21 protein-coding genes are annotated in these 21,190 nt (G+C 72.0%); 6 read left to right on the top strand and 15 right to left on the bottom strand.

Annotated features, from left to right (window positions below):
• Positions 1–6 precede the first annotated feature (6 nt).
• The 9 genes from Q3W68_RS25940 to Q3W68_RS25900 form a co-directional block, all read right to left on the bottom strand.
• Positions 7–723 (bottom strand): VOC family protein, encoded by a 717-nt coding sequence (locus Q3W68_RS25940; protein WP_302907922.1) that lies wholly within the window; start codon positions 721–723, stop codon positions 7–9.
• Positions 724–815: 92 nt separating this feature from the next.
• Positions 816–1,148, bottom strand: a complete 333-nt coding sequence (locus Q3W68_RS25935; protein WP_302907921.1) for a TfoX/Sxy family protein — start codon at positions 1,146–1,148, stop codon at positions 816–818.
• A 39-nt stretch (positions 1,149–1,187) separates the two neighbouring features.
• On the bottom strand, positions 1,188–1,781 hold the full coding sequence (locus Q3W68_RS25930; RefSeq protein WP_120569019.1) for an NTP transferase domain-containing protein: 594 nt from the start codon (positions 1,779–1,781) through the stop codon (positions 1,188–1,190).
• Positions 1,782–1,921: 140 nt separating this feature from the next.
• Complete coding sequence (locus Q3W68_RS25925) at positions 1,922–3,625, bottom strand: bifunctional 3'-5' exonuclease/DNA polymerase (protein ID WP_302907920.1); 1,704 nt, start codon at positions 3,623–3,625, stop codon at positions 1,922–1,924.
• A gap of 103 nt (positions 3,626–3,728) precedes the next feature.
• Positions 3,729–4,679 (bottom strand): carbohydrate ABC transporter permease, encoded by a 951-nt coding sequence (locus Q3W68_RS25920; RefSeq protein ID WP_302907919.1) that lies wholly within the window; start codon positions 4,677–4,679, stop codon positions 3,729–3,731.
• Positions 4,680–4,692: 13 nt separating this feature from the next.
• Positions 4,693–5,634 (bottom strand): carbohydrate ABC transporter permease, encoded by a 942-nt coding sequence (locus Q3W68_RS25915; protein WP_120569017.1) that lies wholly within the window; start codon positions 5,632–5,634, stop codon positions 4,693–4,695.
• A 22-nt stretch (positions 5,635–5,656) separates the two neighbouring features.
• The gene (ngcE, locus tag Q3W68_RS25910) at positions 5,657–7,069 is read right to left on the bottom strand and encodes an N-acetylglucosamine/diacetylchitobiose ABC transporter substrate-binding protein (RefSeq protein WP_302907918.1); all 1,413 of its coding nucleotides are present in this window, start codon (positions 7,067–7,069) and stop codon (positions 5,657–5,659) included.
• Positions 7,070–7,092: 23 nt separating this feature from the next.
• Positions 7,093–7,842: an SIS domain-containing protein gene (locus tag Q3W68_RS25905; protein WP_120569015.1), complete on the bottom strand. Its 750-nt coding sequence runs from the start codon at positions 7,840–7,842 to the stop codon at positions 7,093–7,095.
• Complete coding sequence (locus Q3W68_RS25900) at positions 7,839–8,786, bottom strand: MurR/RpiR family transcriptional regulator (protein ID WP_120569014.1); 948 nt, start codon at positions 8,784–8,786, stop codon at positions 7,839–7,841. The genes Q3W68_RS25905 and Q3W68_RS25900 overlap by 4 nt, the downstream gene beginning before the upstream one ends.
• Positions 8,787–8,943: 157 nt before the next feature.
• Between Q3W68_RS25900 and Q3W68_RS25895 the strand changes: the two genes are divergently transcribed.
• Entirely contained in the window at positions 8,944–9,933 is a 990-nt protein-coding gene (locus tag Q3W68_RS25895; protein WP_302907917.1) for an N-acetylglucosamine kinase, read from the top strand.
• Positions 9,934–10,083: 150 nt separating this feature from the next.
• Here the strand turns inward: Q3W68_RS25895 and Q3W68_RS25890 are convergent, their stop codons facing one another.
• The 4 genes from Q3W68_RS25890 to ngcE (Q3W68_RS25875) form a co-directional block, all read right to left on the bottom strand.
• Positions 10,084–10,620, bottom strand: coding sequence for a hypothetical protein (locus Q3W68_RS25890; protein WP_302907916.1), 537 nt, complete (start codon positions 10,618–10,620; stop codon positions 10,084–10,086).
• Positions 10,621–10,705: 85 nt separating this feature from the next.
• Positions 10,706–11,638 carry a carbohydrate ABC transporter permease gene (locus tag Q3W68_RS25885; protein WP_302907915.1) on the bottom strand — a complete coding sequence of 311 codons (933 nt, stop codon included), beginning with the start codon at positions 11,636–11,638 and terminating at the stop codon, positions 10,706–10,708.
• Entirely contained in the window at positions 11,635–12,543 is a 909-nt protein-coding gene (locus Q3W68_RS25880; RefSeq protein ID WP_302907947.1) for a carbohydrate ABC transporter permease, read from the bottom strand. The genes Q3W68_RS25885 and Q3W68_RS25880 overlap by 4 nt, the downstream gene beginning before the upstream one ends.
• Positions 12,543–13,958 (bottom strand): N-acetylglucosamine/diacetylchitobiose ABC transporter substrate-binding protein, encoded by a 1,416-nt coding sequence (gene ngcE, locus Q3W68_RS25875; RefSeq protein ID WP_302907914.1) that lies wholly within the window; start codon positions 13,956–13,958, stop codon positions 12,543–12,545. The genes Q3W68_RS25880 and ngcE (Q3W68_RS25875) overlap by 1 nt, the downstream gene beginning before the upstream one ends.
• A 163-nt stretch (positions 13,959–14,121) precedes the next feature.
• Between ngcE (Q3W68_RS25875) and Q3W68_RS25870 the strand changes: the two genes are divergently transcribed.
• A complete protein-coding gene (locus tag Q3W68_RS25870; protein ID WP_302907913.1) occupies positions 14,122–15,555 on the top strand; it encodes an acyltransferase in 1,434 nt (477 codons plus the stop codon).
• A gap of 3 nt (positions 15,556–15,558) precedes the next feature.
• Here Q3W68_RS25870 and Q3W68_RS25865 read toward each other — a convergent pair whose 3' ends face one another.
• On the bottom strand, positions 15,559–16,854 hold the full coding sequence (locus Q3W68_RS25865; protein WP_302907912.1) for an aspartate aminotransferase family protein: 1,296 nt from the start codon (positions 16,852–16,854) through the stop codon (positions 15,559–15,561).
• Between the two features lie 102 nt (positions 16,855–16,956).
• On the opposite strand from Q3W68_RS25865, the gene Q3W68_RS25860 reads away from it, so the two are divergent.
• Complete coding sequence (locus tag Q3W68_RS25860; RefSeq protein WP_368045769.1) at positions 16,957–17,919, top strand: hypothetical protein; 963 nt, start codon at positions 16,957–16,959, stop codon at positions 17,917–17,919.
• Between the two features lie 57 nt (positions 17,920–17,976).
• On the opposite strand, the gene Q3W68_RS25855 is transcribed toward Q3W68_RS25860, so the two are convergent.
• Positions 17,977–18,663 carry a Tat pathway signal sequence domain protein gene (locus Q3W68_RS25855; protein WP_302907910.1) on the bottom strand — a complete coding sequence of 229 codons (687 nt, stop codon included), beginning with the start codon at positions 18,661–18,663 and terminating at the stop codon, positions 17,977–17,979.
• 348 nt (positions 18,664–19,011) lie between these two features.
• Between Q3W68_RS25855 and Q3W68_RS25850 the strand changes: the two genes are divergently transcribed.
• From Q3W68_RS25850 to Q3W68_RS25840, 3 genes are all read left to right on the top strand, one after another.
• Positions 19,012–19,767, top strand: a complete 756-nt coding sequence (locus Q3W68_RS25850; RefSeq protein WP_302907909.1) for a TetR/AcrR family transcriptional regulator — start codon at positions 19,012–19,014, stop codon at positions 19,765–19,767.
• A 184-nt stretch (positions 19,768–19,951) separates the two neighbouring features.
• Positions 19,952–20,581 carry a DUF6230 family protein gene (locus tag Q3W68_RS25845; RefSeq protein ID WP_302907908.1) on the top strand — a complete coding sequence of 210 codons (630 nt, stop codon included), beginning with the start codon at positions 19,952–19,954 and terminating at the stop codon, positions 20,579–20,581.
• Between the two features lies 1 nt (position 20,582).
• A complete protein-coding gene (locus tag Q3W68_RS25840) occupies positions 20,583–21,128 on the top strand; it encodes a DUF6114 domain-containing protein (protein ID WP_302907907.1) in 546 nt (181 codons plus the stop codon).
• Positions 21,129–21,190 lie beyond the last annotated feature (62 nt).

Raw genomic sequence — 21,190 nt, 5'->3', positions numbered from 1 at the left:
CCCGCCTCAGCGGGCTGTCAGCAGGCAGAACTCGGTGCCGTCCGGGTCGGCCAGCACCACGTCGTCGGCGGTGTGCTTTCCCGTACCGGCCCGGGTCGCGCCGAGCGCCACCAGCCGGTCGATCTCCGCGTCCCGGTCACCGTCCGCGACCAGATCCAGGTGTACGCGGTCCCGCCCGCCGGTGGGCATCAGCGGCGGGCCGCTCCAGGTGACCTTCGCGCCTCCGCGCGGCGACTGGATCGCTGTCTCCTCGTCCTGGTGCCAGACCAGCGGCCAGCCCAGCGCCCCGCTCCAGAAGAGGCCTGCTGCCCGCGTACCGTCGCAGTTGACCGCGCCGAGCCGGCCGCAGCCGGCGAGGAAGGTGTTGCCCGCCCCGATGACGCAGAGCTCGTTGCCCTCGGGGTCGGCGAGCACCACCTGGTCCTCGTCCGGGCCCTGACCGATGTCGATGTGCCGCCCGCCCAGCGCCAGCGCGCGGTCGACCGTCTCCTGCTGGGCCTGGGGCGACGCGCTGGTCAGGTCGAAGTGCACGCGGTTCTGCACGGTCTTCGGCGCATCGCTGGGCAGGAAGCGGATGCGGAAGTCGCTGTGGGCGTCCGGGCCCAGCGCCACGCCCTCGCGCGGGTCGTCGAGGATCTCCCGGCCGAGCACCCCGGACCAGAATCGCGCGAGCCGCCGCGGGTCGCCCGCGTCGAGGCTGACCGCGTAGAGGTGAACCGCCATCTGTCCGTCTCCGATCCGCCGCCGTCGTCGGAGGCAGGCGGAGCCTAGGCCGGACGGGTCCGGGCGCGCAGCCGGATTTCCCCGCGGTCGCGTTACTTCGCCGGCAGGGTGCGCGTGAAGTGGACGCCACGGTCGACCCAGCGGGCCAGATCGGCGTCGCGCTCGCAGGCATCGGGCGACACAGTGACCCAGCCCCGCATCTCCCGGCCCCGCATGACTGTCGCCTCGGCGCCGGGCTCGGCCAGCGCGCGCTCGGCCTCGGCCGGGTCGACCCGGATCATCAGGCCGCCCGCGCCGCGCACGACCACCGCCATGTTGCCGCGCAGCATCATCGCCAGGCCGCCGAACATGCGCCGCTCGGTGATGCCGGGCTCGCCTCCGAGGCGTTCGCGTACCCGGTTCGCCAGGTCCTCGTCGTAGGCCATGACGGCATCGTGGCATCCGGATCCGACAGCGGGCGCGCCTCAGGCGCCGACGCGCTGTTCGGGGATGGACAGGCCGTAGAGCGCCATCAGCTCCGGGCTGTCGATCCGGCTGCCGTCGGCCACCGAGTCGCAGGCGATGTCGACGATCTGGTCCTTGTGCGCCAGCAGGTACGGCCGCGCCCCCACGTCGGCGCTGGCCAGCGTGGCGATGCCGGACCAGTGCCGGCGGCCGAACAGCATCGGGTAGCCGCGCAGTCCGTCGTAGGTGGCGCAGACCAGCACGTCCGGGTACGGCAGCGCGGTGACCCGGCGGACCGCGGCCGCGGTGAGCCCGGGCATGTCCACCGGCACCACGACCACGGCTTCGATGTCGTCGTCGGTGAGCGCGGCGAGCCCGGCCCGGATCGAGGAGCCCACGCCGGTTCCCCACGCGCGGTTGACCACGACTGTGGCGCCGCTCAGGTCGGTGGTCTGCCGCACCTGCTCGGCCGCCGCGCCGAGGACCACCACGACCTGTGCGCAGCCCGCCTCGGCCATCGTGTCGATCATCTGGCTGACCAGCGGCTTCTCGCCCTGGTGCAGCAGCGCTTCGGGTCCGCCGATGCGGCGGCCGCCACCGGCGGCGATGATCATTGCAGCGATCCGGTTCAGCGGTGCCCCCTCGATCTGGGGACGGACCGGGCACAGCCGCCCGGTCCGTCCCGTCGTACGCACACCGGACCCAACGAGCGCGGCCGGGGGCGGGTAGCGGGGCAAAACGGAAAATTGCGTGACTATGCCGCGTCCGCGTAGCAGTCCACTGAAGACAGGTCGAGCGGGAACCGGACCGGGGTGTCGCCGAACAGCAGCCGGGTGGCCCGCCCGCCGGCGGCGGTGACGGCCCCGGCGACCGCCGCCGCCTGCCCGGCCGGGCAGTGCACCACCACCTCGTCGTGCTGGAAGAAGACCAGCTCCGCCTCCGTCCCGGCCAGCTCGGTGCGCAACGTGGCCAGCAGCGTGGAGGCCCACTCGGCGGCGGTGGCCTGGATGACGAAGTTGCGGGTGAAGCGCCCCCGCGAACGGGCCGCCCGGGCCGACGGGCTGTGCGGATCGGCCCCGCCCTCCGGCAACGGCTCCTCCCCCTCGGCGAACCCCGCCGACCCGGGCGGGCAGGTACGCCCCAGCCAGGACCGGACCAGCCCACCCGCCTCACCGGTGCGGGCCGCCGCCTCCACGTAGCCGAACGCGGTCGGATAGTTCTTCCGCAGCACCGCCAGGGCCGGCACCGCCGCCCCGCCGGTCTGCCCGTACATCGCCCCGAGCAGGGCCACCTTGGCCTTCGCCCGGTCACCGGCGAACGCGTCCCGGGCCAGCGCGGCGTACAGGTCACCGGCACCGCCCGCCGCGGCGAGCCGCTCGTCGCCGGAGACCGCCGCGAGCACGCGCGGTTCGAGCTGACCCGCGTCGGCCACCACGAACGTCCAGCCCGGGTCCGCCACCACCGCCTGCCGGATCACCTTCGGGATCTGCAACGCCCCGCCGCCCCGGGTCGCCCACCGGCCGGACACCACCCCGCCCGGCACGTACTCCGGGTGGAACCGGCCGCCGGAGACCCAGGCGTCGCGCCAGGCCCAGCCGTGCGCCGTCCAGATCCGGTACAGCTCCTTGTATTCCAGGACCAGCGGCGCCGCCGGGTGCTCCACCCCGCGCAGCACCCAGGCGCGCGTGTTCGGCAGGTCCACGCCCGCTCGGGCGAACGCCCGCAACAGCTCCGCGGGCGAGTCGGCGTGCACCTGGCGTACGCCGAACGCGTCAGCGATCCGGGCCTGCAACTCGGCCAGCCGGCGCGGCGGCCCGCCGACCGGTGACGCCTCGCCGAGCAGGTCGGCCAGGATCGCGTCGTGCACGTCGGCGCGCCAGGGCAGCCCGGCCGCGCCCATCTCGGCGGCCACCAGCGCGCCCGCCGACTCGGCGGCCACCAGCAGCCGGAACCGGCCGGGATGGGTGGTCGCGGCGATCCGGGCGAGCTGGTCGGCGTACACCCGGGTCAACGCCGTGATGCCCGGACCCGGCGGGCCGGACGGCGGCTCGAACAGCGCGGCCTGGGCGTGGCCCGGCGGCTCGGGCGGGCGGGGCGCCGGGTCCGGCGGGACCGGCGCGCCGGTGACCCGGGCCCAGGCGGCCGGCAGCGCGCGGGGCTCGCCCCACCGGCCGGCGTGCCCGAGCAGCAGCGCCTCGGTCAGCTCGACGTCGTGGCAGCGGTCGAGCCGCACCCCGGCGCGCAGCAGCGCCGGGTAGACGCCCGCCCAGGCGGCCCAGAGCCAGCGGGGGCGCCCGGCGGCCTCGCGGGCGGCCACGGCGGCGGCCAGGTCGGCGACCTCCTCGGCCGGGCCGGCCGGGGTGCCGTCGGCGTGCAGCGGTTGCAGCACGCCGCCGCCCCGCTCGTCCGCCACCACCGCCACCAGCACGGACGCCATTCTGCCCGGTGCCACCGACACGCTCCGCGTGTAAGGAAGGGCCCCCTGTTAACGCCTCCGGTAGAGGAAGGGCCCCTTCTTAACGCTGAGCGTTAAGAAGGGGTCCTTCCTTACACGCGGGGGGTTACTTGCCGACGCCGGCGGTGAGGCCGGACTGCACCTGGCGCTGGAAGACGACGTACACGATCAGCACCGGCAGCATCGCCATCGTGACCCCGGCGAACAGTCCGGACCAATCGGACTTGTAGCCCTGGTTGACCGACAGCTCGATCAGCCCCTGGGCGATCACCTGGTTCTTCGGCTCGCCGGAGACCGACTGCATGAGCAGCGTCGGCAGGTACCACTGGTTCCACTGGCCGAGCACGTTGAAGATGCCGATGCTGATCAGGCCCGGCTTGGCCATCGGCAGCATCACGCTGAAGAACGTACGGGTGTGCGAGGCCCCGTCGACCTGGGCCGCCTCGGCGATCGAGTCGGGCAGCGTCCGGAAGAACGAGTGCATGAAGAAGATCGTGAACGACAGCGACCAGGCCACGTAGACCAGGATCAGCATGAGGTGCTTGTTCGGGCCGAGCAGCGGGAGGCTGACCCCGGTGTTGTAGACGCCCTTGAACAGCGGCACCGCGGCCAGGTAGATCGGCAGCGTCAGCCCGGACAGGAACATCCAGTAGATCAGCCGGTTGCCGCGGAACTCGTAGCGCGCCAGGGCGTACGCCGCCATCGAGCCGAGCAGCATCGTCAGCGTCACGCTGAACACCAGCACGAGCAGCGTGTTCAGGAAGAAGCTGTCGATCCCGGCGGTCCAGGCGCGGGCGAAGTTGTCCCACTGCAACGCGTCGGGGATCAGCGACAGCGGCTCGCGGATCACCTCGGAGTCGGTCTTGAGCGCCGACATCACCACCCACAGCAGCGGGTAGACCACCATGATCGCCCAGACCGCGAGGAACAGGTGGGAGAAGCCGTTGAAGATCCGGCCGCCGAAGCCGTTGCCGACGTCCCGCCGGTCCGCGGGCGGCCGGTCCGGCGGCGCCGTGTCGGACCGGGCCGGGCCGGAGGTGTGGGTCACAGTGCTCATCGTCCAGACCTCCTCAGTACTCGATCCGCTCACGGCGGGTGATCCGAAGCTGGAGCGCGGCCAGCAGGATGGTGAAGATGGCCAGCGCGACGGCGATGGCGCAGGCGTAACCGAACTGGCCCTTCTGGAACGCGTTGAACTGGATCACCGAGGCGAAGATCTCGCTGGCGTGGTTCGGCCCGCCCTGGCTCGGCGTCATGACGAAGACCAGCGCGTACATGTCCAGCGCGATGAAGCCCAGATAGACCCAGGCGACCGAGATGCTGTCCCGCAGCAGCGGCAGCGTCACCTTGAAGAACGTGTGGAACCGGCCCGCGCCGTCGAGGATCGCGGCCTCGTAGATGTCCTTCGGGATCGACTGCATCGCGGCGGAGAACAGCACCATGTAGAAGCCGGCGCCGCTCCACACCGCGATGAACAGCAGCCACCAGAGCACCGCCGGTACGCCGAGGAACGGCTCCGGATCGGCGGTGAAGGCGATCGGGTTGTCCGCGTCGACCAGCCCGATCTTGATGAGCAGGCCGTTGATCAGGCCCTGCCCGTCGGTGCGGTAGATCTGCTGCCACATGACGGCGATGACCACCAGCGACAGCACCTGCGGGAAGAAGAAGATGACCTTGTAGATCCCGGAGCCGAACACCCCGCGGATGCCGGCCCTGTCCTCGCGTCCGCCCACGTTGAGCAGGAACGCGAGGAACAGGGCCAGCGCGATCGTGAACAGCGGCACGGTGACCAGGAAGAACACGTTGTGCCAGAACGCCTTCCGGATCAGCTCGTCGGAGAACAGCCGGACGTAGTTGTCCAGCCCGACGAAGCGCTGGGAATCGGAGTACCCGCCCCAGTCGGTCAGCGAGTATCCCGCCGCCTGGGCGAACGGCCACACCACGTAGAACAGGTACAGCGCGACGGGCAGGGCCAGGAAGCCCGTGACGAAACGCGCGACTCCGTGCCGCATTGGACTCACTTCCTCGCGGTGATCAGGCGGTGCGGGTCTGCTTCTTGATCGACGAGTCCTTGGCGACCTTGTCGGCGGCCGCCTGCATCTTGTCGACGAACTGCTGCGCGGTCAGGCGGCCGGCCATCAGCTCCTCGGAGAGGTTCTGGCTCTCCTTGTCCAGGTCGGCGTAGAAGTCCGGGAACTTCACCGAGATCAGGTCCGAGGTGCCGTTCTTCATCAGCGAGTTCGCCGACGCCAGCGCGGTGTCCTGGACGTTGTCGCCGGAGCCCTTGGTGGAGGCCAGCGACTTGGTCAGCTCGGCGAACTTCGCCGAACCGGCCTTGGAGAGGATGGCCCGCAGGAACTCCTTCGCGGCCTCCTTGTTCGGCGCCTTGCTCGGCACCACGAAGCCCTCGCCGGAGGAGGCGAAGACGTCCTTGGCGGCCTTGTCCCCGCTCTTGCTCCAGTAGTCGGAGATGGTCATCTCGAAGCCCGGCGGGATGGTCGCGGCCATCTCGTTCTTCAGCCAGGTGCCGACCTGGATGAACGCCGCCTTGCCGTCCAGGAACGCCTGCTGCGACTGGGTGTGGTCGAGCTTGCCCGGCAGCAGCAGCCTGTCCTTGACCAGCTTCTCCCACGGCTCCAGCGCCGCGACGATGCCGTCGGCCTTCCAGGCGCCGTCCTTCAGGTTGTCGATGTCGACGACGGCCTGCTTGCCGACGGCCTTCCAGATGCTGGCGAACAGCGCCCAGCGCGGGTAGTAGCCGTGCACCGCGTCGTGCACGTACGGCGCCATGCCCTTGGCCTTGATCTTCGGCGCGAGCGCGAAGAACTCGTCCCAGGTGGTCGGCGCCGTCCACCCCTCCTTCTTGAACAGGGCGGCGTTGTACCAGTTGCCCCAGACCGTGTACGCGACGTTGACGACGTAGAACTTGCCGTTCTGCGTACCGTCGGCGACGGTGCCCGGCAGCAGGCTGTCGGCGACAGTCCCCTCGCTGTCCCAGGCCGGCGCGGTGAGCAGGTCGTCCAGCGGCTCGATCGCGCCCTCGTTGATCAGCGTGCTGCGGTCCATCATGTCGGCGCCCGAGTTCATCACCAGATCGCTCGGCTGCGTCGCCATCTTGGGCTGCTCTTCGGTCTTGATCTTCTGGGTGGAAGACATGTTGACCGTGACGTTCGGGTGCTTGGCGTTGAAGATGACCTTGTCTTCCTTGGCCCACTGGTCGCCCAGGCCACCGTTGAAGACGACCACCTTGACCGCGCTGCCGTCCTTGACGCCGAACGGGTTGTCCTTGCTCTTGGCCGCGCCGCCGCCGTCGGACTTGCTCGGCTCGCTGCCGGCGCACGCGCTCAGCAGACCCGCCGCCGGTACGGCCAGCAGACCGGCCGCCGCGGCGCGCCGCAGCAGGGTCCGACGGCTGACGTCGCCGAACTTCTCGGGGGAAACCGACATCTTGTCTCTCCTTGTGGGTCGGGTCAGGCGGTTCGCCGGAGACGCCCGGCGTACCGCGACTCGAGGGCGAGGTTGTGCTCGTCCCCACCGGGGACGTTGGCGGAGAGGTAGACAGGGGGTACCTCTCCGGCCTGGTGGAACCGTCGTACGACCTCGGCGGTCAGCAGCTGCGCCAGCAGCGCCGCGGTGACCGACGAGACCGCACAGACCGCGCCGCCGCCCTCGAGCGGCAGCAGTGCGTCGCCGTACGGCGCGCCGTTGTCCAGCACGACGTCGGCGAGGTCGGCGAGCCGGTGCCCGGAGGGGTGCCGAGGAGCTACCCGGGCGGTGTGCTCGACCGAGGTGACAGCGATCAACGGGTGGCCGCCGCGCTTGACGAGCGTCGCCAGCTCGACGACCGAGCCGTTGATGCCGGACTGCGAGGCGACCACGAACACGTCCCCCGGCTGCGGCGCCGCCAGGGCGTAGAGCTGGTGCGCCACGGCTGGGTCGCGTTCCAGCTTCGGGTCGGCGAGCACGTCGCGGGGCGCGTCACCGTGCAGCACGAGGTCGTGCAGGGAGAGCCGGTTGGCGGGGACCAGACCGCCGGCCCGGGCGACCAGTTCGGCGGCGAACGCCTCGGAGTGGCCGGCGCCGAACGCCTGGAGCACGCCGCCGGCGCGCAGCCCGGAGGCGATCAGGTCGGCCGCGCGGTCCACCGCCACGGCCTGGCTGTCCACCAGCCGGTCGAGCACCGGGCGGACCGCGTCGGCGTACCGCTGGGCACTGATCATGAGAGGGCCCCCTTGGCGGCCTTGTGCCCGTCGACGGCCTGGGCGGTACGCCGGAAGGCCGCGTGGGCGCGGTCGTGGGTGCGCTGCGCCACCGCGATGTAGAGCAGGTCGAGCACGACGAGCTGCGGGTGCCGGGCGGAGAGCGCGTCCGGCCGGAACGTGGTGGCCTGGCTGGCGGTGACCAGCACGATGTCGGCCAGCTCGGCCAGCGGCGAGCGGGGGAAGCCGGTGAGCGCGACGGTGGTGGCGCCACGGCTGCCGGCCTCGGCGAGCAGCTCGATGGTCTCCCGGGTCTGCCCGGTGTGCGAGATGCCGAGTGCGACGTCCCCGGCACCGAGCAGTGCGGCGCTGGCCAGTCCCTCGTGCACGTCGCTCCAGGCCCACGCGGCGACGCCGATGCGGTGCAGGCTGAACTGCATCTCCTCGCCGACGAGCGCGCTGCCGCTGGCCCCGAAGATGTTGACCCGGCTGGCCCCGGCGATGGCGACCGCCGCGCGTTCCACCTCGGCCAGGTCGAGCAGTGCGGCGGTGTCGTGCATGGCCCGCGTGTCGGCGGCCATGATCTGGTCGAGCACGCGGGACAGCGGGTCGCCCGGCTGGATCTCCCGTCCGATGTCGACGGTCCAGCCCGCCGAGCGCGCCCGCCCGGTCTCGGCGGCGATGCCGAGCCGCAGGTCGGCGTAGCCCTCGAAGCCCATCGCCCGGCAGAACCGGGTGATGGTCGCCGGTGACGTGCCGCTGCGCTCGGCCAGCTCGACGATTGTGGCACGGGCCGCCGCCTCCGGGTCGCTGAGCACGTGCTCGGCGACCCGGCGCAGCGCCCCGGTCAACTCGCCCGTACCGGCCCGGACCCTGGCCAGCACCCCGTCGGCGCCCAGCCGGTCGGCCGGACCGGCATCGACCACCGCGGTCGCCGCGGAAGTCTCCACCTCGTGCTCGGCCATCGGCGGAAGCCTTTCGGAAAAGAGTGTTAACTGTTAGTGGTAAAAGTTCTTACTGAAGGCCCCTCCGTGTCAAGAGCGTGGGTGAAGTTTTCAAACTGTTACCTGGCGCACGGCCGCGATCTTGCGCCCGGCGACGCGGCCGACCAGCATGAGAACCATGTCGGACACCGTCGTGCTCGGCCTCGACGTCGGGGGCACCTCCACCCGCGCGACCGCGCTGAGCCTCGACGGCACCCGCCTGGGCACCGGCCGGGCCGGCGGCGGCAACCCCACCAGCCACGGTGCCGAGCGGGCCGCCGCCGAGTTGCTCGCCGCCCTGCGCGCGGCGCTCGCCGGCATCGACCCGCTTCGGGTACGCGCCGGCGTCATCGGCCTCGCGGGAGCCGGCCGCCTCCTGGCCGACCCGCACGGCCGCGACGCGTTCGACAGCGCGTGGGCGCAGGCGGGACTGCGATGCCCGTACGCGGTGCACGGCGACGCGCTGGTCGCCTACGCCTCCGGCACCGCCGCCCCGGACGGCACGGTGCTCGTGGCCGGCACCGGCGCGATCGCCGCCCAGGTACGCGACCTGCGGCTGGACCGCACCGCAGACGGCCACGGCTGGCTGCTCGGCGACGCGGGCTCGGGGTTCTGGCTCGGCCGCGAGGCGGTCCGCCGGCTCCTGACCGACCTGGACCGCGCCGACGCCCCCGGTGACCTGGCCCGGCAGGTGCTGGCCGAGCTGACCGGCACGACCGCTGTGGACGATCAGCCGCGTGCCACCGCCGGCGCCGTGGTGCAGGCGGTGACCCGGCGGCCACCTGTGGAACTGGCCCGGCTCGCGCCGCTCGTGATCTCGTCGGCCCGCGACGGGGAACCGACTGCGGTCGCGCTGATCGCCGAGGCCGCGGCGCTGCTGGCGGAGAGCGTGTCCCGCATCCGCCCCTCCGGCGCCACCGATCCGGTGGTGCTCGGCGGCGGGCTGCTCACCGGCGACACCCCGCTGGCCGGTGCGGTACGCGCCGAGCTGGCCGAACGGTGGCCGGACGCAGCGCTGCACAGCGCCGGGGACGGTGCCGCCGCAGCGGCCTGGCTGGCCGCCCGCGACCTGCCCGAGGTGACCGACCCGGCGGCACTGCACACCCGCCTGGTCCCCTCACCCCGCTGACCCACACCCGCCCCGCCCCGCCGCCCTGCGCTGTGCTGCGGCGCTCGGCCGTTGGTGGAACGCCATGGGTGTCATAACGCCCGTTTGACACCCATGACGTTCCACTCGCCGATCCTGCGGATGGGGACGTCGGCCGGCTTCTCGGGGTGATCAGTATCGGTCTTGCGGGTTGGGTTGGGTCGGGTGCCAGCCCTGCTGAGCGGGCTGGCCGGGAGCGGGCGGGAACGCCTGACCGGGCTGGCCGTGCCCCGTCCCCGGGTACGTGCCCGGCTGCTGCTGACCGCCCGGGTACTGCTGCTGCCCGTACTGCTGCCCGCCCGGGTACTGCTGCGGCCCGCCTGCGAACTGCTGACCGCCCGGGTACTGCTGACCGCTGGGGTGCTGCTGGCCACCCGGGAACGAAGGCCCGCCCGCGAACTGCTGCGCGGCGGCCTGCTCGCGGGCCTCCTTGCGTGCCTTCACGGCGCGCACGATCAGCAGGATCGGCAGCACGAAGACGTAGAAGAAGATCCGGTAGCGGTCGCCGTCGAAGAGGAACAGCAGGTAGAAGCCGTACCCGAAGAAGGCCAGGCCGATGACCACGTTGAGGATGCGGGAGCCCTTGCCCTGTTCCTTGACCGCCACTCCGACGGCGACCATCGCGATGCCGCCGAGCAGCAGCAACAGCGTGTAGAGGAGGAAGAACATGATATTCCTGTCGATAGATGAGCGTGCCCGCTCACCCTAGGTCAGGCCGGTCGTCCCTACTGCCCCGTTGCCTGTGGCAACGACGTCACTTGAGCTGCCCGGCGGTCAGTCCGGACTGGACCTGGCGCTGGAACGCCACGTACACGACGAGCACCGGCAGCACCGCGATGGTCAGGCCGGCGAACAACTGGGCGTAGTCACCGGCGTAGCCCTGGCTCACCGCGAGCGAACTCAGCCCCTGGGCGAGCATCCGGTCCTGCCCGTCGCCGGGCAGCAGGACCTGCGGCAGCAGGAACTGGTTCCAGTGGCTCAGGAAGTTGAAGATCGCGACACTGATCAGTCCCGGTCGTGCCATCGGCAGCATCACCCGGAAGAACAGCCGGAAGTGCCCGCACCCGTCAATCAGCGCGGCCTCCGCCACCGACGTCGGCAGCGTCCGGAAGAACGCGGTCAGGAAGAACACTGTGAACGGCAGTGAATACGCCGTGTAGACCAGGATCAGGCCCGGCCAGGTGCCGAGCAGGCCGACGCTGCGGACCACGAAGAACAGCGGCACCAGGGCCAGGAAGACCGGGAACATCATGCCGCCGACGAACAGGTAGTAGACCACCTGCCGGCCGCGGAACTCGTACCGCGCGAAGACGTACGCGGCGGTGGCGCCGAGCAGCATGGTCAGGCTCAGCGAGCCGGCCACCACGACGATGCTGTTGAAGAAGAACCGCCCGATGTGGGCGCTGGTCCAGGCGCGCGACCAGTTGTCGAACCGCAGCGCCTCGGGCAGCCCCCACGGCTCGGCGATGATCTCGCCGTTGGTCTTGAGCGAGCTGAGCACCATCCAGGCCAGCGGCAGCACCGTCATGGCCGCCCAGAGCAGCAGGAAGCCGTGGGAGAAGACGTTCGCCACGCCCAGTTCGCGGCGCGGCGGCCGGTCGCCCGCCCGCGCCGCACCGGCCGGGCGGGCGGTGCCGGCGGCCGTGGCGCCGGTCATCGCGCCGGGGTCGGGGTCCAGTGTGGTCACGAGTACTCGATCCGATCACGCCGGGCGGTGCGCAGCGCCAGCACCGCCACCGAGAGGGTCAGGAAGAACATCGCCACACCGATCGCCGAGGCGTACCCGAACTTGTTCTCGCTGCCGAACGACGTGTCGTACATCCGCAGCCCGATCACGTCGGAGGAGAAGTTCGGCCCGCCGTTGGTCATGAGCTGGACCAGGATGAAGCCGTCCAGCGCCGCGATGGCGAGGTAGATCCACGCGACCTGGATGGTGTCCCAGAGCAGCGGAATGGTGATCTTCCGCAGCATCGTGGCGCGGGACGCTCCGTCGAGCAGCACCGCCTCGTAGATGTCGCGCGGGATCGCCTGCATGGCGGCGCCGAAGAGCACCACGTAGAAGCCGACGTTGCTCCACACCATCACCGCCAGCACGCACCAGAACGCGAAGCGCGGGTCGCCCAGCCAGGCCGGCGTGGCCAGCCCGACGGCGCGCAGGGCGCCGTTGAGCAGGCCACTGGTCGGGCTGTAGATCTCCTTCCAGAGCAGCGCGATGATCACCACCGAGAGCACCTGAGGGAAGAAGTAGACGAGCCGGTAGAACGAGGTGCCCCGCACCCCGGTCACACCGGCCCGTCCCTTGCGCCCACCCATGATGAGCATGCTGGCGAAGAACAGTCCCAGCCCGATCGTCACCACCGGCACCACGGCGAGCAGGATCGCGTTGTTCTCCAACGCGTTCCACACGTACCCGTCGTGCAGCAGCGTGCGGAAGTTCGCCATGCCGACCGGGTCGGCCTGCGCGGAGTAGCCCATCCAGTCGGTGGTGGAGATCTGAAAGGCCTGGAGGTACGGCGACAGCACGAAGATGCCGTACAACGCCAGTGGGGGCAGCAGGAACGTGAGGATCAGGGGGAGGCGGCCCTGTCGCATCACGCCGACCGCTTGTACTTCTTGACCGAGCTGTCCTGCGCGATCGAGTCGGCGCCCTTCTGGCACTGGTCGAGGAACTCGGCCGGGGAGATACGGCCGCTGAAGAACTCGCCGCAGGCCGCGTCGACCAGGTTGCGCTCCAGCTTGCGGTAGTAGTTGTTGTAGACCCAGTTGAAGCCGTTGGACCCGGACGCGTCGAGCGCCTTGACCACGGTGCTGAGCCCGTACGGCAGCTCGATGCCCTCGGTGGCGCCGGCGACCACGGGCAGGCTGGCGACCTTCCTGGTGAAGTCCTGGGCGCCCTTGCGGGACAGCATGGTGCGGAAGTACTCCAGGCCACCGGCGACGTTGCGCGCCTTCGCCGGCACCATGAACGGCTCGCCGGCGGTGCCGCGGATCGCCTCGTACGGCAGCTTGTCGCCGCTGCCCAGGCTCGGCGTCGGCGCGACTGTCATGTTGAAGCCGGGCGGCGTGACGTCCTTCTGCTCGCTCTCCAGCCAGGAGCCGCAGGAGATGAACGCGGCCTTGCCCTGGCACCACGCGGTCTGCGACTGCTTGTGGTCCAGGCCCGGGGAGCCGTCGAGGATGAACTTGTCCTTGACGATCTGGTGCCAGGCGTCGGCGGCGGTCTTCATGGCGTCCGACTTCCAGGCGTTGGGCTCCAGGTTGTCGATCGCCAGCGCCACCGACGGGCCGCCGAGCTTGATCGCTGTGGAGATCAACGGCCAGCTCATGTAGCGGGGGTGCACACCGGCGTACGTCCAGGGTGCGATGCCCGCGGCCTTGATCCGGCGGCAGAGCGCGATGTGGTCGTCCCAGGTCTTGGCGTCCTCCCAGCCACGGTCGGCGAACAGCTTGGTGGAGTGCCAGATGCCGTACACCGTGTAGGTGTAGTTGAGGACCAGGAACCGGCCGTCGTAGGAGCCGACCTCGACGGTGCCGGGCAGCAGCGTGTCCTTGACCGTCTTGCCGGGCGTGTCGAGGCTCGGCGCGGCGAGCAGCTCGCCCAGGTCGGCGAGCGCGTTCTGGGAGACCAGACCGTTGAAGTCGATCTGGCCGGCGCCGGAGTTGTTCACCACGTCCGGCGGGCTGCCGTCGACGAAGCGGGGCTGGAGCGTCTTGCTGATCTCGGCGGTGGCCGAGTGCTTGATCTCCGCCTTGGGGTACCGCTCCTTGTACATGGCCTCGTGGGCCTTGGCGTAGTCCTCCCCGAAGCCGCCGTTGAAGATCACCACCTCCAGCGGGGCGTCCTCGGCCACGCCGAGCGGGTTCTGCTCGCTCTTGGTGCCCTTGTACGCGCCCTTGTCGCCCTCGTCGCCACCGCCGGAGGTGGCGCAGCCGGCGAGCAGGCCGGCGGCGGGGGTGGCCAGCAGACCGGCGGCGGCGCTGCGCCGAAGGATCTCACGCCTGTTCATCGCATCTCCTCGGTCCGGGTACGCGCGGTGAGCACCCTGTCGCTTGTCTTCACAAGACGCATTTCTAATGAAGAATTTCTACGACAGTGCGACGGGGACCACAAGACCTCTCGACCGATCCGTTATCCGTACCGGTCGGAGCCGGCTGGCCTAGCCTGACCTCATGCGCCGCCTGCGGCAGCTCGCGCAACGCACGCCGCCCGGGCGGGAGCGCTACATCGACCTGCTCCGGGCGGTGGCCATCACCATGGTCGTGCTCGGCCACTGGGGCGTCACCGCCATCGGGTACGACGACGGCCGCCCCACCGGCCACTCGGCGCTTCCGGACCTGCGCTGGGCCTGGCCGCTGACCTGGGTGGCCCAGGTGATGCCGGTCTTCTTCCTGGTCGGCGGCTACGCCAACGCCGCCTCGCTGGCCTCCCACCGGCGCCGGAGCGGGTCGGCGGCCGGGTGGCTGGTGGACCGGAGTGCCCGCCTGGTCCGCCCCACCACCGTGTTGCTGCTGGTCCTGGCCGTGGGCGCGGGGATCGCCACGCTGCGCGGTGCCGACCCGGCGCAGGTGCGCACTGTGGTCTGGTTCGCCACCATCCCGCTGTGGTTCCTGGTCGCCTACGTCGCCGTGGTGGCGCTGACCCCGCCGATGTACGCGCTGCACCGCCGGTTCGGGCTCGCCGTTCCGGTGGTGCTCGTGGTGCTGGTGGCGCTCGGCGACCTCGGCCGGCTCCTCGGCCCGGAGACGCTCGCCGAGGGCAACTACATCTTCGGCTGGCTGGCCGTACACCAGCTCGGTTTCGCCTGGTACGACGCCGCTCGGGCGGACGCCCGCCGCAGCGATGACGCGGCCGGCGCGGGGGCGGCCGCCGGTACCGCGGCCGGTGCCGGTAACGGCGGTCCCGTGGGCCTGTTCCGCCGCGAGCTGCCGCTGTCGGCCCGGGCGGGCGGGGTCCTGCTCGGCGCCGGGCTGGTCGCGCTGGTGCTGCTCACGGTTGCCGGACCGTACCCGGTGGCGATGCTGCACGTGCCCGGCGAGCGGCTGGACAACGCGGCGCCGCCCAGCGTGGCGCTGATGGCCGCGGCCGCCGCCCAGCTCGGCCTGATCCTGCTGCTGCGGTGCCCCGCCGGGCGCTGGCTGCGCCGGTCCGGCCCGTGGCAGGCGGTGCTCGCGGTCAACGCGGTGGTGCTCACGCTCTTCCTCTGGCACCTGACCGCCGCGCTGCTGCTCGTCGGACTGCTGGACGCGCTCGGCGTGCTGCCCGCTCCCCCGGCCGGCTCGGCGGCCTGGTGGGCGTGGCGCGTGCCGTGGCTGCTCGCGCTGGCCGCGGTGCTGGCCGTGCTGGTCGCCGTCTTCGGCCCGGTCGAGGCCCGTACCCGTCGCGCGCCCGCCGCCGGGCGGCCCGGGGCCGGTGGCCGGCGGCTGCGCGCCGGCCTGGCCGTGGCCGGGTACGCGGGCGTCCTGGTCGGCCTGCTGCTGAACAGCCTGGCGCCCAAGACCGCGCCCGAGCCGCTCGGCCTGCCCGGCCCGGCGCTGGTGGCGTATCTGGCCGGGGCGGGTCTGCTGCGGCTGCTCAGGTCCGGACGGGGAGAACGGCGGGCTTGACGTTCACGCCCCGATCGAGGTGCGGATGGCCTCGACCATGATCGCCAGACCCTCGCGGGCCTCGTCCTCGGTGAGCGTCAGCGGCGGGCCCATCCGGATCACGTTGCCGTACAGGCCGCCCTTGCCCACCAGCAGGCCGCCGGCCCGGCACGCCTCGAAGACGCGGGTGGTCAGCGCCGCGTCCGGCTCGACGGTTCCCGGGTGGACGAACTCGACGGCGAGCATCAGGCCCTTGCCGCGCACCTCGGCGACCTGGTCCAGCCCGGCGGTGGCCGCGCGCAGGCCGTCACCGAGGATCGCGCCGACCCGGGCGGCGTTGGCCTGGAGGTCGTGGTCGAGCAGGTAGTCGAGCACCGCGTTGCCGGCGGCGGTCGAGACCGGGTTGCCGCCGAAGGTGGAGAAGCTGATCGCCGGCACCGACTCCAGCACGTCGGCCCGGCCGACCACGCCGGCGAGCGCGAAGCCGTTGCCGATGCCCTTGGCGAAGGTGAGCAGGTCCGGCGTCACACCGTGCGCCTGGTAGCCCCAGAAGTGCTCGCCGGTGCGGCCCCACCCGGTCTGCACCTCGTCGCTGATCAGCAGGATGCCGTGCTCGTCGAGCACCTTCTTCCAGGCGGCGAAGAGCCCGTCCGGGCCGTGCACGAAACCGCCCACGCCCTGGACCGGCTCGGCGATCAGGCAGGCCACGTCGCCAGCGGTCTGGGTGGCGAGCACCTCGCGCAGGTCCTCGACCGCCGCGTCGACCCGGTCGGCGGCGTCAAGCCGGGCCAGCAGCCCGCGCAGCCGTTCGCCGGAGTGCAGCCAGGCCACCTGCAACGGGTTCAGCGCGCTGGCTGACCAGCCGCTGTTGCCGGTGACGCCCATCGTCGCGTACGACCGGCCGTGGTAGCTGTTGCGGACCGCGAGGATCTGGTGCGAGCGCCGGTGATTCGTGGCGGCCAGCAGCGCTGCCTCGTTCGCCTCGGTGCCGGAGTTGGTGAAGAAGACGCGGGCGTCCGGGATGCCGGAGAGCCGGGCGATCTTCTCGGCCAGCTCGACCTGCCGGCGGATCAGGTAGAGCGTGGAGGTGTGCACGAGGCCGCTGCGCAGTTGCCGCTCGACCGCCTCCCGGATCTCCGGGATGTCGTGACCGATCATCGTGGTCAGCACCCCGCCGAAGAAGTCCAGATAGGTCCGCCCGGCCGCGTCCGTCACGCGGCGGCCGGAACCGGCGACGAGTTCCAGCGGTTCGGCGTAGTAGAGCGGCATCCAGGACGGGAGCACGGCCCGGTGCCGGGCCAGCAGGTCGTCGGAGGTCATCGGCGCACCCTTCAGCGGAGGTGGATCCCCGCAGGCTCCCACCGCGACCGGGGCAGGGACAACCGTCCCGGCGGTAGCATCCGCCGGGTGCGGACGGATCGGGTGACGCTGCCGGGAGGCGCGGCGGGGACGACGCGGGCGCAGTTTCTGGCCGGCGTCCGGTCCTGGGTGGAGTCGGCGCCGGTGCGGCGTCTCGTGGCGCACTTCGGCGGCGACTGGCCCGACGGCGACCTGGCGGCGGTGCTGGCCCGCCTGGACGCGTTCTCCGCCCGCCGCTGGGACTTCCGGCAGGGGCGGGAACGCCCGGACGCCCGCGAGCCGGCGTTCGACCCCGCCACCGCCGACCTGGTGCTGAGCGCCGCCGCCGCGCTGGGCCTGGTCCGCGCCGTCGCGCCGGCCCGGTCCGGGTACGCGCACCTGCTGGTGCTCGGCGGGCTGGCGCACGCCTGCCTGCGGCGCACGGCGTACGCGGCGGTGCTGGCCCGGACGGCGGCCGAGGTGACCGGCGAGGTGGCGGTGCTGGGCAGCTTCCGGCCGCTCTCCGCGGCCGAGTCCCGGGTGCTCGACGCCGCCGGACTGTCCGGCTGCGCCACCGAGGTGGACGTCCTCGACGCCGGCGTGCGGCTGGCGTTCGGGGTGGCCGAGCCGGACGACGAGCGCGGCGAGCCGGCCGGTCATCCGCACCGGTCCTGGTCCTCGCGCACCTACCGGCCGGCCGGGCTGCCCCCGGTACGGGTGCTCGCCGCGCCGTCCGGCGAACCGGAGCGCCGTCGCGCGCACACCGCCGACACGCAGCGGTTCTGGGCCGAGCACGTGCGGCTGCGCGCGGACGACCCGGTGCTGATGGTGACCGCCCCGATCTACGTGCCGTTCCAGCACTGCGACGCGCTACGGACGCTCGCCGTGCCGTACGGCTGCGGCATCGAGACGGTCGGCGTGGACCCGGCCGCGCGCGCCGCGGTCGACGTACCGGAGCCGGCCCTGACGCCGGGCCGCTACCTCCAGGAGATCCGGTCGGCGCTGCGGTCGATGCGCGCGCTGCACGCGACGCTGACGACGGGCTGAACCGGCGTGCGGGCCGGCGCCCGGCGAGTCGCCGCGCACCGGCCCGAGAGCCGGGTGTCAGTTGACGTAGACCGCCGGGCTGCCGGTCTTGCTGGTGTCCTTCACCGGCGAGTACGTCGCGGTGAAGTACGCGGTGCCGAAGCACAGCGACGGGCCGGAGAACTTGGTCAGGGGCTGGTTGGTGAAGCTGATCGAGTTGGTGGCGTTCGACGCCGTACCGGTGAGCGAGTTCGTGCTGGTCCGGTAGACGCAGGTGATCGCGCCGAGCAGCGAGTTGAGCACGACGGTGCTCTGGATCGGCGCCGCCGTCGTCCCGGAGATCTTGACCACGCCGGCGCTGGTGACGGAGGTGGTGTAGGGCAGGTTGTTGACGGTCACGCTCTGCACGCCGGTGGTGCCGAAGACGTTCGTCGTGCAGCTGGAGAACGACTGCGCGGTCAGGCTCTCGGTCGCGGTGCCGGGAGCGGTCGGGTTGGTCAGCACCTTGGCGCTGAAGCTGGACGCGGCGCACTTGATGCCGGTGGTGCCACTGGTCGAGGAGTAGAACGTGGCGTTGGTGCCGCTGCGCAGGCTGGCCTGGATGACGTCGCCCACCGACACGGCGGTGCCGGCGACGGTCGGGTAGGTCAGCACCGCGCTGGCGAGCGAGGTGGTGGGTGCGGCGGTGGCGGGGGCGGCGCCGACCAGACCGGTCAGCAGCGCCAGGGCGGCGAGGCCCGCGCCGATACGTCCGTACCTGGGCATGGTTGTTCCTTCCGGCGGTGGGACAGGAAACGGTGCCGGCGGCGTCCGGAGTGGACGGAGCCGGTTTGGTGCGGCGGCCGGGATGAGGGCCGCCGGTGGTGGTGCGCCGTTGCGGCCTCAGCGGGCCGGGCGGCGTGGCGCAGTGCGGCGTCGCCGCGTCACCTGGATCTCTCCGGTCTTGGGGGGACGGGTCCGCGCGGCGATAATGGCAGCCATCCGGCCCTCCTTCGACGCGTTCGGGTGATCCACGAGGAGAGATCACCAGCGGTGACGAGGCGTGAACTGAGCGTGTCGAAAGTTATAAACCCCGGAGGGTCGTAAAGTCAACGCATCAAGAAAGGTCGATGGGTGACAGTCCCGAGCCCGCCGTCGCCGGCACCCGTGCCCCTGCCGGGCGCCCGCCACGGCCGCGACCCGGACCGCGCCATCAAGCGCGGCCCGCGCCGCGTGCCGGCCGAGGAGGTGGCGGCGACCCAGCGCGACCGCCTCTTCGACGGGCTGGTCCGGGAGGTCGCCACCCGGGGGTACGACAACGCCCGGGTCAGCGACATCTGCCACGCCGCCGGGGTCACCCGGCCCGCGTTCTACGCGCTGTTCAGCGGCAAGCAGGACGCGTTCCTGGCCACGTACCGGCACGGCATCGCCGTGGTGTCGCACCTGATGGAGGACGCCTACCGCGACGCCGGCCCGGCCTGGCCGCAGGCCGCCCGGGCCGCACTGCGCACGCTGCTCGACGTGCTGGCCAGCGTGCCCGCCTTCGCCCGGATGGCACTGGTCGAGGTGGACGCGGCCGGCCCGGACGCCCGCCGGGAACGCGACGCGCTGCTGCGCAGCTTCCGCCGGTTCTTCGCCGGCGCCGGGCCGGATCCGGCCGACGTGGACCGGGAGGCACTGCTGTCCACAGTGGTCGGCGGCATCCACGCCACCATCCGCGAGCGGGTGGCGCAGGGGCGGGCGGAGGAGCTGCCGCTGCTGCTGCCGGCGCTCACGTACGCGGCCACCGCGCCGTTCCTCGGCCCACGGGAGGCGGGCCGCGTCGCCCGGGCGGACCGGGCGGACGACGGCCCGGCCGCCACCGCGCCCTGCGCGCCCGGCCAGCCCTGAGGAGTCGGAAACCACAGCGGTTTTTCACTTTGGCCGCTTTTGGCAAATGCCGCTCAACGAACTGCTACAGGCAGTTGACCGCCCCTTTACTCAGCGGTAACTTCGGCCTGCGCCCCTCGGCGCGCACATCCTGCGAAGCCAATTCACATCGTCGCAGGTGAATTGATCTCGAAAGGGGCCCGGCATGCCGGAGCAGATCGAGCAGATCGACACCGATCAACCGAGAAGCGGCGTGCGCTGGCGCCGGTTCGCCGTCACGTTCGGCACCGTGGTCGCCGGCGCGGCCGGCATGGTGGTGCTGACCGCCCAGGGTGTGCTCGGCGCGCAGTTCGCCATCTCGGGCATGCCGTTCACGGTCACCGCCGACAAGCTGGAGGGCACCGGGTTCGAGCAGTTCGCCACGCTCGACCAGATGATCCCGGACAGCCCCAACCAGGGCGACACCGGCGGGCAGGTGCTCGTGATCGTCTCGGCCATCGACAAGGCCGAGCTGACCAATCTCTGCCAGAGCATCAACCTGGGCGGGACCAACCTGCGGATCACCGCCGGCAATTCCGGCAAGCCGGTGACCGCCCGCACGCTCGTGGTCGACGGCGACGAGATCGCCGGTAACGCCTCCTTCAAGAACATCGACGTCGGGCAGGACGCCAGCACCGTCGACAAGGTCCCCGGGGTCAAGGGCAACCCGGGCGTGTTCGCCCAGCAGGCCGACACCGTGACCATCACCAACCTGCGGCAGAACAACTACGCCACCACAGCCGCCATCTTCACGCTGCCCAACCTGCGCATGGGCTTCAGCTCCGAAGGGTGCTGAGGTGACCGCAGGACAGCACTCGGCGCCCGCCGCCGGCGTTCGTACACGCTGGCGGCGCTGGCGCCGGGCGCGGCCGTTCACCGCCGGGCTGCTCATCGCGCTCGGCGGCGCGGAGATGCTCGTGACGCTGCGCGCGCCGCTCGGGGTGCTGCTGCACGTCGGGCCGCAGGGGCTGGCCGCGTACCTGGTCCCGGCCGTCCTGGTCATCTGCGGCGTGCTGCTGGTCACCACGCCGCAGCAACGCGTCTTCTACGCGGTGCTCTCCCTCGTTCTCGGGCTGGTCTCCTGGCTCACCTCCAACCTGGGCGGGTTCCTGATCGGCATGCTGCTGGCGCTCGTCGGCGGCGCGCTCGCGTTCGCCTGGACGCCGGTCAAGGCGCGGGCGGCCCGCAGCGCCCCGGAGGCTGGGCCGGCCGAGACGGAGCCCGCCGAGGTCGCGCCCGCGCAACGGGAGCCGGTCGACCGGTCCGCGCCCACGGAGTCCCTCGACGCGATCCTGTCGGCCGAGCCGGCGCCGCACCGGGACGCCCGGGCGGAACGCGGCTGACCCAGCGGGCGACGCCGCTCAGGCGGCCGGTGTCGCTCAGTGGGCGGTGCCGGCTCGGCAGG

Origin of the sequence: Micromonospora sp. C28ISP2-4 (genome assembly GCF_030519385.1) — a bacterium.
GTDB classification, from domain to species: domain Bacteria; phylum Actinomycetota; class Actinomycetes; order Mycobacteriales; family Micromonosporaceae; genus Micromonospora; species Micromonospora tulbaghiae.
This window is presented reverse-complemented; position numbering and strand designations above follow the sequence as displayed.

Bases quoted from the DNA above. Each gene is read 5' to 3' on its own strand.
- Q3W68_RS25880 (WP_302907947.1), bottom strand. From the start codon at position 12,543: ATGCGACAGGGCCGCCTCCCCCTGATCCTCACGTTCCTGCTGCCCCCA.
- Q3W68_RS25935 (WP_302907921.1), bottom strand. From the start codon at position 1,148: ATGGCCTACGACGAGGACCTGGCGAACCGGGTACGCGAACGCCTCGGA.
- Q3W68_RS25895 (WP_302907917.1), top strand. From the start codon at position 8,944: ATGTCGGACACCGTCGTGCTCGGCCTCGACGTCGGGGGCACCTCCACC.
- Q3W68_RS25900 (WP_120569014.1), bottom strand. From the start codon at position 8,786: ATGGCCGAGCACGAGGTGGAGACTTCCGCGGCGACCGCGGTGGTCGAT.
- Q3W68_RS25940 (WP_302907922.1), bottom strand. From the start codon at position 723: ATGGCGGTTCACCTCTACGCGGTCAGCCTCGACGCGGGCGACCCGCGG.
- Q3W68_RS25865 (WP_302907912.1), bottom strand. From the start codon at position 16,854: ATGACCTCCGACGACCTGCTGGCCCGGCACCGGGCCGTGCTCCCGTCC.
- Q3W68_RS25855 (WP_302907910.1), bottom strand. From the start codon at position 18,663: ATGCCCAGGTACGGACGTATCGGCGCGGGCCTCGCCGCCCTGGCGCTG.
- ngcE (WP_302907918.1), bottom strand. From the start codon at position 7,069: ATGTCGGTTTCCCCCGAGAAGTTCGGCGACGTCAGCCGTCGGACCCTG.
- Q3W68_RS25915 (WP_120569017.1), bottom strand. From the start codon at position 5,634: ATGCGGCACGGAGTCGCGCGTTTCGTCACGGGCTTCCTGGCCCTGCCC.
- Q3W68_RS25845 (WP_302907908.1), top strand. From the start codon at position 19,952: ATGCCGGAGCAGATCGAGCAGATCGACACCGATCAACCGAGAAGCGGC.
- Q3W68_RS25930 (WP_120569019.1), bottom strand. From the start codon at position 1,781: ATGATCATCGCCGCCGGTGGCGGCCGCCGCATCGGCGGACCCGAAGCG.
- ngcE (WP_302907914.1), bottom strand. From the start codon at position 13,958: ATGAACAGGCGTGAGATCCTTCGGCGCAGCGCCGCCGCCGGTCTGCTG.
- Q3W68_RS25920 (WP_302907919.1), bottom strand. From the start codon at position 4,679: ATGAGCACTGTGACCCACACCTCCGGCCCGGCCCGGTCCGACACGGCG.
- Q3W68_RS25890 (WP_302907916.1), bottom strand. From the start codon at position 10,620: ATGTTCTTCCTCCTCTACACGCTGTTGCTGCTGCTCGGCGGCATCGCG.
- Q3W68_RS25870 (WP_302907913.1), top strand. From the start codon at position 14,122: ATGCGCCGCCTGCGGCAGCTCGCGCAACGCACGCCGCCCGGGCGGGAG.
- Q3W68_RS25905 (WP_120569015.1), bottom strand. From the start codon at position 7,842: ATGATCAGTGCCCAGCGGTACGCCGACGCGGTCCGCCCGGTGCTCGAC.